Consider the following 12,835-nt stretch of genomic DNA (forward strand, 5'->3'; position numbering starts at 1 on the left):
TCCACTTCGTCAGGCAAGCGAGACCGCCTGTTGCGTGCTTTCCGGCTCCTCAGATGCGACCGCAAGCGGTTCAACACGCACCAGAACATCGTAGAAGCGCGCCCCGCCCCCCATATCGCTCTCCTCAGCGGGTGTGACCTGGTTGATATTGCGCCCATCGGGGCTCAGTTTGTTCCACCAGATGCTCGGCGCGAGCACAGTCCCGTGCACAATGTCTTCCGTCAGATGCGCACGCAAATGGACTTCGCCCCGTTCGTTCCAGACGCGCACCAGAGCGCCTTCGCGAATACCCCGCGCGGCGGCATCATCGGGGTGTATCCAGAGCGACGGCTCCCCTTCGCGACGGCGCAACCGCTCAACATTGACAAAGGTGGTGTTGAGGAACGAATGCGCCGGCGGTGAAATGCAGAAAAGCCACCCCTGTTGCCAGACGGTTGCGGCGTCGGCGTTGCGCCTGGTGGCGGGCGGCGTCCACGTCGGCAGAGGGTCATAGCCATCCTCAGCCATGCGCTCGCTGTAGAGTTCGCATTTTCCGCTGGGGGTGGGAAAACGGCCGTCCGCAAAGGGCACGAAAGGCTGCGGCAGATTGAGCCGCGCCCAGCCGTCGCGTACCAACCGCTCCCATGTGATGCCTTCAAAGACGGGGTCGGTTTGGGCTTCGACAAATTCGCGCAAAATCTCTTCGTCGCTCTGCGTGAAGCATGCCTCGGTGTACCCCATCGCCTGCGCCAGGCGGCGAAAGATTTCGCTGTTCGGCAGGCTTTCGCCCAGCGGGGCAATCGCCGGGCGATTGAGCATGAGGTAGTAATGCCCATACGGCTTCACAATGTCCCAATGCTCGGCTTGCGTCGTGGCGGGCAAAATGTAGTCGGCGTAATCGGCGGTGTCGGTCTGAAAATGTTCCAACACCACGGTGAAGAGGTCTTCACGGCGCAACCCTTCCAGCACGGCTTGCTGGTGCGGCGCAACAGCCGCCGGGTTGCTGTTGTACACAATCAGCGCTTTGACGGGCGGTCCGGCCTCTTCGGGGCGCACAGGCGGGTCAACGGGACGTGGGCGATAGTGCGCCTGCGCCAGCCGCGCGGGGTCAAGGCTGAGCGCGTCGCCCAGGCGAATCATGTTGATGGTACGCGGCTCACGCCCTTGCAGCAGGTCGGGGCGTTCGAGTACGTTGCGGTTGAAACGAAATGCGCCGCTGGTGCTGAGTTGCAGTCCGCCGCCTTCATCGCGCCAGGCGCCCACCAGCGCTGGCAAGCACGCAATGGTGCGCACCGTCATGCCGCCGCCGGCGTGGCGCTGCAAGCCGTAGTTGATGCGAATAGCCGCCGGGCGTGTCGTGGCGTACTCGTGCGCCAGGCGTTCGATACGCGCGGCGGGAACGCCGGTGATGGTTTCAGCCCGTTCCGGCGTCCAATCGCGCACACGGGCGACCAGGCGGTCGAAGCCCACGGTCGCACGGGCAACATAGTCGGCGTCATAGAGCGCATCGCGGATGATGACGTGCATCATCGCCAGCGCCAGCACACCGTCTGTGCCGGGGTTGATGGCAATCCATTCATCCGCCGCGCGGGCGGTGCGGGTACGCGCCGGGTCAATCACGATGACGCGCGCGCCGTTTGCACGCGCTTCCTGCACGAAAGGCCAGAGGTGCATGTTGCTGGTCAGCGTGTTGCTTCCCCAAATCAGGATGAAGCGCGCTTTGGCAAAGGCTTCGGTGTCCGTCGCCAGCGCCGCGCCGAGCGTGTAGGTCAACCCCTCGAAGCCCGCCGTGGCGCAAATGGTGCGCGCCAGGCGCGACGCCCCCATGCGGTTGAAAAAGCGCGACGCCATCCCTTCACCTTGCAGCAAGCCCATCGTGCCGGCGTAGGAATACGGCAAGACGGCTTCCGCGCCATACTCGGCGATAATCTGCTGTAAACGCGCCGCAATGTCGGCAATGGCTTCATCCCATGAAACCGGCACGAATTGCCCGCTTCCTTTCGGGCCAACCCGTTTGAGCGGGCGCGTCAGTCGCTCAGGGTGATAGACGCGGTCGAGATACCGTTCGACTTTCCCACACAAGCGCCCCCGTGTGATGGGGTGGTCAGGATGCCCCCAAATGTCTACCGCGCGACCAGTGCGTTCATCCACGGCAATTTGCCAGGCGCAGGTGTCGGGGCAATCATGGGGACAGGCTCCCGTGATGATGCGTATGTGTGGTTGCTGGGCGTATGTTTCATGCTTGCGCATACACAACTCCTTTCTCATGTGGGTCGGCGCGGGTGCTTGTATTCTACCGCGAACAAGAGGGACAACAAAGGCAAGCCGTCGGGGTGTCTGTTGATGCGCTTCACCAACGCCCTGGCCTCTTCTCTGTTCAAACAATGTACAGGAGTCAGCCATGCGTGTTTTGAGTTCGCTCTTGGTCTTTCTCTTGCTGGGTGCGCCGCTCTTCTTGAAACCGCGCGCGCCGGCACTCCCCCCCATGCTCGACGCCGCTTTTGCCGCAGGGCGCGCGGATTTCTGGGTGTTGCTCTCTCCACCCGACACCACACCGCCGCCGATGACAGGCTCCATGGCGCAGGTGCGGCGCACGTTGACGGCACGCTGGCAAGCGCAAGCCGCCGCCGAACAAGCGCCGCTGGTCAACCTGGTGCACCACTTTGGCGCCGACGCCGAATCGTTCTGGCTGGTGAACGCGCTTTTGGTGCGCAACGGTACACGCGATCTGGCGCTGGCACTCGCCCAACAGCCCAACGTGGTTGGCTTGACGCTCGAACGCCCGGTTGCGGCAACGTTGCCGGAACCGACGGCGGCGCCCAATCGCACCAGCGGCTCGGTGGAATGGCACGTCTCGCGCGTGGGAGCGCCCGACGTGTGGGCGAGCGGTATCACAGGCGAGGGCGTCGTGGTTGGTGTGCAAGATACCGGTATCGAAGCCACCCATCCCGCGCTCATCACCCATGAGCGCGTGGTGAGCAGTACACACCCGCACGATTACGCCTGGCATGATGCCATTCACAGCGATGTGAGCGGCAACGGGAGCAACCCCTGCGGCTTTGACAGCCCCACCCCGTGCGACGACCACGGGCACGGCACCCACGTGACGGGGATTGCGGTCGGCGGCACACCAACCGACAACATCGGCGTCGCCCCCGGCGCAACATGGATTGGATGCCGCAACATGGATGAAGGCGTTGGCTCGCCCGCCACATACCTGGAATGCTTCCAATGGTTTGTTTCGCCCACCAAAGTGGATGGAAGCGCGCCACGCCCAGACCTGGCGGCGGACATCATCAATAATTCGTGGGCGTGTCCGCCGTCTGAAGGGTGTGATAGCGGCAACACCATGTTGCTGCGTCGTGCGGTGGCGGCGCTCCAAGCGGCGGGGGTGCTCGTGGTGGCTTCAGCGGGCAATGAAGGACCGGGATGCGGCACGGTGAGCATGCCGCCGGGTATGTTCGTCGAAACGCTCTCGGTGGGCAGTAGCACCAGCAGCAACACGCTGAGCAGTTTCAGCAGTCGGGGTCCCGGTGAAGGGGGTGTCAAGCCGAACATCACGGCTCCGGGGAGTAGCGTGCGGAGCGCCTATGTTGGGGGCGGCTATGCCGTACTCAGCGGCACCAGCATGGCATCGCCCAACGTGGCAGGGGTGGCGGCGCTCGTCTGGAGCGGCGCGCCCCAGGTGAAGAACAAAGTGCACTTGACGCACCACATCTTGCAATCCACCGCGACGCCCTTCACCAACACGGCATGCGGCGGCGACGACGACGCCCATCCCAACCACGCGTGGGGCTGGGGACTTGTCAACGCGCCGAACGCGGTCGCGCGGGCGCAAACCTGCGCCCAGCACGATTGGGACGGCGACGGGGCGACCACCGGCGCTGAAATCGCGCTGGTGCGCGCTCACCTCGGCGAGACAATCACACCGGAGACAAGCGCCCTTGACCTTGACGGCGACGGGGAGATTGACGCCGACGACGAAACGCTTTTGCTGGGGCACCTGGGCGAAGCCTGCGAGGGGCTGGTGGTCATCACCACACCACTCACAACCACCGCCATCCTCACGAACACCACGCCCTACACGCTGACCGTGCAAGCCACCTTCCTGCAAGGTGCGCAACTCGCCCATCCGGGCTTCACCCTGACGCTTGCGCCATTTGAAAACGCCACCATCTTGCCCCCCTCCCCCATTGCCGACACCGTGCGGCTCACCGTACTCTGGATGGGGGACGAAGATGCGCCGCTCCACATCACCAGCACGAACAGACCGCCGCGCCGCTGGTTCTTCCCATTTGTATCTGCGCCCTGAAAGCGGCTCGCAATCAAAAAGCCCTGTCAGGCGATATGACCTGACAGGGCTTTCGTCGGTACGTGCTTTGGTTTACATGCCGGGCCACGCGGTGTAAGGCACCCCCAGGATGACAATCACCAACGCGCCCAGCAAGCCCAGCGCCACCGTGCGATGGCGTGCACCACCGCGCAACTTGCGGCTGCGGCTCATCATCATGTGCGCAAAAGCGAGCGCCGCCAGCATAATCACCGGGTGAATGTATGCAAAAAAGATGTTTTGCCCACTCCAACGCCCTTCAAGCACCCAAATGATAATGCCCAACAGCACCTGCACATCTAGCAAGATGGTAGCAATCAAAGGCAACTTCTGGTCTTCTTTCACCCAAGCGGCGTTTTCCCTCCACTTCTTCAAACTCTGCCCTCCAGCCACCAACAACGCCAGCAACACCAGCCAGCGCATGACATCATGCAATTCAACAAGCGCGTTCGTCATTCTCCATGCCTCCTCACCTGTTTGCGTTGACCTTCTCCTGAAACGGCGCAACTATACCCTGAACCCCATGCTCGACAAGCCAGGCGCGCATGAAAAAGCGGCACCCGCCGGCTACGGGTGCCGCCAAACTGCTCGCGAGATTAGCCGTTGAGCGCGGCTTGCGCCTCAGCGATGATGGCTTCCGGGTCGGGACCTTCACCCTTCTTGAAGGCGCTCTTGGCTTTGGCGAACGCCTTGAACTCTTCAGCACTCCACTGGTCTTTGGGCTTCAATGCCCATGAGGGGTACTTTTCCAGCAATTCGGGCGGAATTTCACCCGGTGCCGCTTTTGCCGCCGATGACGGCGCGGCAGTCGCCGCGGCCTTCAACGCTTCTTGCTTGGCTTTTTCCAAAGCGGCTTGTGCTTCGGCAATAATCTGCTTCGGATCGGGACCTTCACCCTTCTTGAAGGCGCTCTTGGCTTTGGCTTGCGCCTTGAAATCTTCGGCGCTCCACTGGTCTTTGGGTTTCAGCGCCCAAGCGGGGTACTGCTCGCTCAACTTGGCGATGATAGCCTGCACCTCTTCCTCGGTCAGTTCGCGCTTGGTGGCCACACCAACGCCCGGCCCTTCGCTAACTTCGCCCCGCTGCGCTTTTTCCAGCGCTTCCTGCGCTTTGGCGCGAATCTCAGCCACCGGCATGCCCTGGCCGCGCAATTCGGCGATTTTGGCTTCGGCGGCTTCGCGGAAATCGTCAGCCGTCCACTGGCGGCGTGGTTTGAGCGCCCACATGGGGAACTGCTGGCGCAACGCCATCAACGCCGCGCGGCGTGGGTCGGTTGTTTCGGCGGCCGCCGCTGCGCCCGCGCCGGCGCTCGCTTTGGCCACCGCTTCACGCAACGCCTGTTGCGCTTCGGCAATCACCTGCTTCGGGTCAGGCCCTTCGCCTTTCTTGAAGGCGCTCTTGGCTTTGGCTTGCGCCTTGAAGTCTTCGGCGCTCCACTGGTCTTTGGGTTTCAACGCCCATTCGGGGTACTTTTGCTTCAACTCAGCCAACACCTCGGCGGGCACTTTTGCCAAGTCAATAGGTCCTTCCGGAACGGCGGCTTGCACCGGCTGAGCGGCGGCGGGTTCAGCGCCAAAGCCAAACAAATCGTCTTCGTCGCCTTCGCCTTCATCAGCGGCGGCTGCGGCCGCCTGCGCCCCTTCACGCAAAATTTTGCCTGCTTCTTCCAACTCCTTCGGGTCGGGGCCTTCACCCTTCTTGAACGCCATCTTCGCCTTGGCACGCGCCTGGAAATCTTCCTTCGTCCATTCTTCTTTGGGCTTCAGCGCCCACGCCGGCAAATCGGCTTCCGTCACAGGGCGGCCACCCACCATCGCCTGCTTGGCTTCACCACCGGCGCTCTTCTTGCGCTTGCGGCGCTTCTTCGGCGCGAGGACGCGCTCAATCGAAACGGGGTCCACCACCATGTGATCGTGCACATCCAACACCCCCGGCACCGCCTGCACAATGCGCACGATTTCTTCACGAGCGGCTTCGGTGGGCACAGCGCCGTAGAGCATCACATGGCCGCGCACCACGCGGATTGGCAGCGGCAAGGGCGCAAGCCAACCGCCATCCACTTCCTGCAAACGGCGCGCCACAGCCACCGTCAACTCATCGTCCGAGTACATTTCATTGCGCACCTCGCGCACACCTTCAACCTCGCGCGCCAATTGCTCGGCGACAAATTTGAGGCTGTCGGTGCGGGCAAAACCGCGCAACACGACCGTACCGCTCTCTTCGACATCCACAAAAATTTCACATTCCCCCGTGCGCAACGGGTCATAGGACAGCAACGAGCGTTCAACGGCTTCGCGAAGCAGTTCTACTTTGACCATTCTCGTCTCCTGCATGCTGGAATGGAACCCCTCTGTTCGACACACAGATACACTTGTGCGATTTTACACAATCCGGAAAAGCGCGCCGATTATAACACGAGCCCTTTTCCTTGTCGAATACGAACAAGCAGACGGCCTTCCTTATCGTCACACTTTTCAAAGAAACGCGCTTTTTGCCCTCACATACCGTATGCTATAATCCCCACAGTCCATGTGGCGGAAGGGGCGCATGCCCCTTCTTTCTATGCATTGAGCAGGAGGCTGAGAACTGTTATGCTGAAAAAATTGATGCGCACGATTTTGGGCGACCCCAACGAGCGCGAGATTGCCAAATTACAACCCATTGTTGACCAAATCAACGCGCTTGAGCCTGAGTGGCAAAAACTGACCGACCAGCAACTCCGCGCCAAGACAGACGAGTTTCGCAACTATCTGGCGAAATTTGACGACCCCGAAGAGCGCGAAAAGCACCTGGACGATATTTTGCCCGAGGCTTTTGCCACCGTGCGCGAAGCGGCGCGGCGTACACTCGGCATGCGCCACTACGACGTGCAGTTGATTGGTGGGATTGTGCTCCACCAGGGCAAAATCGCCGAAATGAAAACGGGTGAAGGGAAAACCCTCGTCGCGACCTTGCCGCTCTACCTGAACGCGCTGCTGGGGCGCGGCGCGCACCTTGTGACGCCGAACGACTATCTCTCGAAAGTGGGCGTCCAATGGATGGGGCCCATCTACCACTTCCTGGGGCTTTCCGTGGCGGTCATCCAAAGCCAAACAGAAGACGGTGTGCACCAACCCGCCTTCATCTACGACCCCGATTACATGAGCACTGACGACCGCTACTTGCGCTTGCGCCCCATCCCGCGCAAAGAAGCCTACCTTGCCGACATCACCTACGGGACAAACAACGAATTCGGCTTCGATTATCTGCGCGACAACATGGTGCGGCGTGCCGATCAGCGCGTCCAGCGTGAACTTTTCTACGCCATCATTGACGAAGTGGACAACATTCTCATTGACGAAGCCCGTACACCGCTCATCATCTCCGGCCCCGCCGACGAACCAAGCGAAATGTACCACCGCATGGCGCAAATCGTGCGCAACTTCCGCGGCATCACCCAGCGCGAATACGATGAACTCATGGAGCGCATCAAAATGGGTGATGAAGAAGCCGCCCGTGAATTGGAGCGCTACGATTACGTGGTGGATGAAAAAATGCGCACCACCGCCGTGCTCGAAAGCGGGGTTGCCAAAGCCGAGCGGGCGTTGGGCGTCGAAAACCTCTATGCGCCCGAAAACTTTGAACTGGCGCACTATCTCGACAACGCCATCCGCGCCAAGGCGCTCTATGAACGCGACCGCCATTACATCGTCAGCGAGGAAGGCGAAGTCATCATCGTGGACGAATTTACCGGGCGGCTCATGTATGGTCGCCGCTTCTCCGAAGGGTTGCACCAGGCGATCGAAGCCAAGGAAGGCGTGGAAGTGCGCCGTGAAAACCTGACCCTGGCGACGATTACCTACCAGAACTTCTTCCGCATGTACAAGAAACTGGCGGGGATGACCGGTACGGCGCTGACCGAAGCCGAGGAGTTTTACGAAATCTACAACCTCGACGTGGTGGCGATTCCCACGAACAAGCCCGTCATCCGCATTGACTACCCCGACCAGATTTACAAGACCGAACGCGCCAAAGCCGACGCGGTGGTACGTGAAATCGTGCAAATGCATGTGATCGGGCGCCCGGTGCTGGTAGGGACGGCTTCGATTGAGCGTTCCGAAATGTACAGCCGCCTGCTTTCGGGCGCAGAAATTCGCCGCCTTGCCCTGCGCGACCTGGAACCGGAACGCTTGCGCCGCCACCTCGAATACCGTGAGGACGCCGATTTTGTTGCGCGCTACATTCCCGAAAATTGGGAGCAGGTGCGGCTGAGCAACAAAACGCTGACCAAGCCCGAAACGCTGAAACTGCTGGCGGCGCTCTGGGGGCTCGACCCCGAAAATGAAGCCCACCTGCACGACCTGCAAACCGTGCTGGAACGGGGCATCCCCCATGAGGTGCTCAACGCCAAATACCACGAACGCGAAGCCGAAATCATCGCGCAGGCGGGGCGCCCCAAAGCCGTCACCATTGCGACCAACATGGCGGGGCGTGGTGTGGACATTTTGCTGGGCGGCAACCCCGAAGGGCTTGCCCGTAGCCAACTGCGCCGCGAAGGAATTGACCTGAACGCTATCCCACAAACCGAGTGGAACCACGCGCTGGACATGCTGCAAAAAGGGGAAGACCCCACCACCGTGTACAATGAGCATTGGGCGCGTGTGCTCAAAGAAAAGTGGGAAGAAACCCAACGCGACCGTGAATTGGTCAAAAACTTGGGCGGCTTGCACATCATCGGCACGGAACGCCACGAAGCCCGCCGCATTGACAACCAGTTGCGCGGTCGCGCCGGTCGCCAAGGCGACCCCGGTTCCAGCCGCTTCTACCTGAGCCTTGAAGACGAACTCATGCGGCGGTTCGGCGGGCAAAACCTCATCAACATCATGGACCGCCTGGGGCTGGATGACGATATTCCCATCGAGAACAAAATGGTCAGCCGCGCGGTGGAAAACGCGCAAACCAAGGTCGAGGGGCACAACTTCGACATCCGCAAGCGCGTGCTGGAATACGACGACGTGGTCAACAAGCAACGCGAAGTGATTTACCAGCAGCGCAACGAGGTGCTGGAAACAGAAAACCTGCGCCCCCAGATTGAGCGCATGATTCGCGAGCAGATCCACGAACTGGTGGAAACCTATCTCGAAAGCGATGACGTGGACGAAGAACCCGACCCACGCGGGTTGTTTGAGGCGGTGCGGCTCATCGTCCCACTCCCACCCGACCTTGATTACGAGGCGTGGGCAAACATGACGCCTGAGGAAGTCGAAGAGCAGTTGTGGGAAATTGCCCGCACGCTCTACGACGAACGCGAGCGCCAAATCGAAGCCGAAGGCTATTCCATGCGCGAATTGGAGCGCCAGGTTATTCTGAGCGTGGTTGACCGCTTGTGGATTCACCACTTGACCGCCCTGGACGCCCTGCGCGACGGGATTGGGTTACGGGCGTTGGCGCAACAAGACCCTCTGGTGGCGTACAAGAACGAAGCGTTCCAAATGTTCAACCAGTTGGTTGAAGAAATCGAAAAGCAAGTGGCATCGCAGATTTTCAGCGCGCAGGAAAGCATCATCGAAGAAGCCCGCAAGCGGCGCGAAATGTACACCAATGCGACGACATCGGCGGCGACTTCAACACGCGGTGGAGGCAAAGCCCGCAAGAAGAAACGCCGCCTGAAGAAGAAAGCCAAAGCCTAAACACGCCTCACATCTCGTTATCCAAACGCCCCAATTCTGATTGGGGCGTTTTGCATTGCGCAAGCATTCCCAACAAACAGATTTGCGTTTTCAGCCACATCAGGCAACTATACAATCAACCATTTTCACAAAATGAGATAGACTTTACATGAAAAAAGACCATCCCGTGCACCCATGACAACCCAGGCACCGTTTCACGACATCCCAACTGAAGAGCGAGACCGCATCCAGCGGGCATTCAACACCTTTGCCCAATGGGACATCCTGACGGCGCTGAGCGAATCATCTTCTTCCGTTATGTCCGCTGTAATGTTAGCGCACTATACTGCGCGGCGATTCGCGCATATCGAGCAGGCGCTTGATACATTGGTGGGTTGCGGCGCTGTTGAAATGCTGGTTGATGAAAAAGAACAAGTCCTTTATCGGCTTACTCGCGATGAAGCCACCCGCCAATTGATTTTGCACATTCTGGCGGCATGCACTGATTGGGCGTTCCGCAAACGTTTAGTGCAATGGATCTTTTATCATCAAGCCACATCAGGTGTGCAGGAAACAGTATCGGGGGAATCGTCGTGACAACATCGTCGAATCGCACAACTATCCGCAAATGGTTGCAACAGTGGCCCAAAGTCGAATTGCACCGCCATCTGGAAGGGAGCGTGCGGTTTGAAACGGCTTGGGAACTCGCACAAGAAAACCCTGAATTGGCGGACTGGTCTCCCGAGCAATTGCGCCGAGCCATCGAATTTGATGGAGAGCGCAACTTCGCCCATTTTCTTTCAAAATTCGAGACGCTACGCAAACTCTATACGCGCCCTGAGCATATCCAGCGTGTCGCCGCTGAAGCGATTGAAGACGCCGCACGCGACAACATCCGCTACATGGAACTCCGTTTCAGCCCCGACCATTTTGCCACCACAAGTGGGTTTGACCGCGACCAAATCGCCGACTGGATTTTAGACAGCGCCAATGAATCCGCGCGTCTCCACGGTATCACCGTGCGATTCTTGCTCACCATCGGGCGGGGCTATGCGCCTGAGATTACCACCCGTATTCTCGCCATTGCGTTGCGCACACGTGAGAAAGGCGTTGTCGGGGTTGACCTGGCCGGTGATGAGATTCGATTCCCGGCGGAACCATTTGCACCGCTCTTCACCCGCGCGTATGACGAGGGCTTGGGCATCACCATCCACGCCGGTGAAGCCGGTCCAGCATCGAGTGTTGCCCAAGCCGTGACGGCTTTACACGCGCACCGTATTGGGCACGGTATTCGCAGCATCGAAAACCCCGACGTGGTGGCTTTGCTCAAACAACGTGAAGTCGCGCTCGAAGTCTGCCCGACCAGCAACATCCAGACCGGCGTCGTAGACTCATTCGCCACGCACCCGCTCCCCGCCCTCCTGGAAGCCGGGCTGGCGGTCGTCATCTGCTCCGACGATCCGAACATCAGCCGCATCACATTGACCGATGAATACACCACCGCCCTGATTGATATGGGCGTTGCGCCGGAAACACTTGCGCAATGCGTGATGAATGGACTTGAGCACGCCTTCTTGTCCCCCGCCGAAAAAACCCCTCTCCGCGAGCAACTCGCCGCCGAACTCGGCCATGTCTTGCTCAACAGCCCCCTTTCTCGCCCTGAATGAGCGGGAACGAGCATCACCACAGCCGCTTTTTCTTCAAATGTGGTCAACTTTTGACAAGAATTGTTTGACGTTGTTCACCTCTTGTTTTATACTCAGTAAGAGTATAAACAAGGAGGGCGCCTATGCATGTGAAAGATGAAAAAGTAAAAGAGAACTTGATTCGGCGGTTACGACGTATCGAAGGGCAAGTGCGTGGCATTCAACGCATGATTGATGAAGAGCGCAACTGCCAGGATATTTTGCAGCAAATGAGCGCCGTGCGCGCCGCCATGTACAACGCCAGTGTTGAACTGGTGCGCTCATATGCCAAAGAATGCTTGCTCGACCCCGAAAACAGCACGCCGCCGGAAGAACTCGTCGAAAATATGATTAGTGCACTCGGACGTGTCAGCCGCACAGTTGATTGATGCCCATTGCATATACGAAAAAGCCCCCGTTGCGGGGGCTTTTTTGCTGGTTATGCTTCTTCGCCCAGATTTTCGAGCATGTGCACATTGAAAGCTTGGTCGAGCGTCTCTTTGAGCGCCATGTACGTTTGCCCGTTGAGCGTGCGCATCTTGGGCAACACTTGTTTGTTCAACACAGCGCGCACCTGCTTGGGGAACACCACAGGCACATCGCCACATTCACCCGTCATCCGCAACTCAACCGCATCGGGGTTGATAAACACCACCACGGCGTCCACATCCACCGCATCGGCAATCTCCGGATTGCGGCGGCGCAACCATTCACGCACGGCTTCCACCGCCTGGCGTGCTTCGGCTGTGGGATTGCCCAGGTTCTCCGCCGTCAAGCCGCGGGTGTAGATGCGCCAAATGCCGCGCTTGCCGCGCCACTGCCCATCCACACATTCGGCTTTGCCCTCATAGCGGCGAGCGTGCAACACCACCAAGCCGCTTGGGGTGAGCAATAGGTGGCGCACAGGTTCAAAGTAGTTATAGAGCACATGGCGCTTGTCGAGCCGTTTCAGCACCTGCGCCAGCACTTCATCCGGCATAGGGCGGCGCAGCCAACGGTTGACGTAGTACGAGCCAATGGTGGCGATGCCCAGCCCCACAAACGCCAAAAGCCAGGCAATGTTGACGTATTGCGGACGGAACGAGAGGATGATGCTCAACGCGAGAACCGCCATGCCCCCAAACAGGGTGATGGTAGCAATGCGCTGGTATCGTTTGAGTCGTGGTGCGTTGGTATAGACTTTCATTGCGCTG

At 59.6% G+C, this 12,835-nt stretch carries 8 protein-coding genes and 2 pseudogenes; 6 read left to right on the forward strand and 4 right to left on the reverse strand.

The window, feature by feature from the left end; translation table 11 throughout:
- Positions 1-9: 9 nt before the first annotated feature.
- Positions 10-2,229 carry a molybdopterin-containing oxidoreductase family protein gene (locus SE16_RS09230; protein ID WP_054491914.1) on the reverse strand — a complete coding sequence of 740 codons (2,220 nt, stop codon included), beginning with the start codon at positions 2,227-2,229 and terminating at the stop codon, positions 10-12.
- 151 nt (positions 2,230-2,380) lie between these two features.
- Between SE16_RS09230 and SE16_RS09235 the strand changes: the two genes are divergently transcribed.
- Positions 2,381-4,291: a S8 family serine peptidase gene (locus SE16_RS09235; protein ID WP_054491913.1), complete on the forward strand. Its 1,911-nt coding sequence runs from the start codon at positions 2,381-2,383 to the stop codon at positions 4,289-4,291.
- Positions 4,292-4,363: 72 nt separating this feature from the next.
- Here SE16_RS09235 and SE16_RS09240 read toward each other — a convergent pair whose 3' ends face one another.
- The gene (locus SE16_RS09240) at positions 4,364-4,765 is read right to left on the reverse strand and encodes a hypothetical protein (RefSeq protein ID WP_054491912.1); all 402 of its coding nucleotides are present in this window, start codon (positions 4,763-4,765) and stop codon (positions 4,364-4,366) included.
- Positions 4,766-4,905: 140 nt separating this feature from the next.
- A complete protein-coding gene (locus SE16_RS09245) occupies positions 4,906-6,627 on the reverse strand; it encodes a BON domain-containing protein (protein WP_054491911.1) in 1,722 nt (573 codons plus the stop codon).
- Between the two features lie 273 nt (positions 6,628-6,900).
- Between SE16_RS09245 and secA (SE16_RS15990) the strand changes: the two are divergent.
- The 5 genes and pseudogenes from secA (SE16_RS15990) to SE16_RS09265 all read left to right on the forward strand — a co-directional run.
- Positions 6,901-9,186 (forward strand): annotated as a pseudogene (secA, locus tag SE16_RS15990) (preprotein translocase subunit SecA); the annotation flags it as partial.
- A gap of 27 nt (positions 9,187-9,213) precedes the next feature.
- A pseudogene (secA, locus tag SE16_RS16755) lies at positions 9,214-9,978 on the forward strand (preprotein translocase subunit SecA); the annotation flags it as partial.
- A 174-nt stretch (positions 9,979-10,152) separates the two neighbouring features.
- The gene (locus tag SE16_RS15805; RefSeq protein ID WP_152918005.1) at positions 10,153-10,554 is read left to right on the forward strand and encodes a hypothetical protein; all 402 of its coding nucleotides are present in this window, start codon (positions 10,153-10,155) and stop codon (positions 10,552-10,554) included.
- Positions 10,551-11,624 (forward strand): adenosine deaminase, encoded by a 1,074-nt coding sequence (gene add, locus SE16_RS09260; protein ID WP_054491908.1) that lies wholly within the window; start codon positions 10,551-10,553, stop codon positions 11,622-11,624. The genes SE16_RS15805 and add overlap by 4 nt, the downstream gene beginning before the upstream one ends.
- Before the next feature lie 122 nt (positions 11,625-11,746).
- On the forward strand, positions 11,747-12,031 hold the full coding sequence (locus SE16_RS09265; protein WP_054491907.1) for a metal-sensitive transcriptional regulator: 285 nt from the start codon (positions 11,747-11,749) through the stop codon (positions 12,029-12,031).
- A 50-nt stretch (positions 12,032-12,081) separates the two neighbouring features.
- Here SE16_RS09265 and SE16_RS09270 read toward each other — a convergent pair whose 3' ends face one another.
- Positions 12,082-12,828, reverse strand: coding sequence for an NERD domain-containing protein (locus SE16_RS09270; protein WP_054491906.1), 747 nt, complete (start codon positions 12,826-12,828; stop codon positions 12,082-12,084).
- Positions 12,829-12,835: the final 7 nt, after the last annotated feature.

Origin of the sequence: Ardenticatena maritima (genome assembly GCF_001306175.1) — a bacterium.
Taxonomy (GTDB): domain Bacteria; phylum Chloroflexota; class Anaerolineae; order Ardenticatenales; family Ardenticatenaceae; genus Ardenticatena; species Ardenticatena maritima.

Bases quoted from the DNA above. Each gene is read 5' to 3' on its own strand.
- SE16_RS09235 (WP_054491913.1), top strand. From the start codon at position 2,381: ATGCGTGTTTTGAGTTCGCTCTTGGTCTTTCTCTTGCTGGGTGCGCCG.
- SE16_RS09230 (WP_054491914.1), bottom strand. From the start codon at position 2,229: ATGCGCAAGCATGAAACATACGCCCAGCAACCACACATACGCATCATC.
- SE16_RS09265 (WP_054491907.1), top strand. From the start codon at position 11,747: ATGCATGTGAAAGATGAAAAAGTAAAAGAGAACTTGATTCGGCGGTTA.
- SE16_RS09270 (WP_054491906.1), bottom strand. From the start codon at position 12,828: ATGAAAGTCTATACCAACGCACCACGACTCAAACGATACCAGCGCATT.
- SE16_RS09240 (WP_054491912.1), bottom strand. From the start codon at position 4,765: ATGACGAACGCGCTTGTTGAATTGCATGATGTCATGCGCTGGCTGGTG.
- SE16_RS09245 (WP_054491911.1), bottom strand. From the start codon at position 6,627: ATGGTCAAAGTAGAACTGCTTCGCGAAGCCGTTGAACGCTCGTTGCTG.
- SE16_RS15805 (WP_152918005.1), top strand. From the start codon at position 10,153: ATGACAACCCAGGCACCGTTTCACGACATCCCAACTGAAGAGCGAGAC.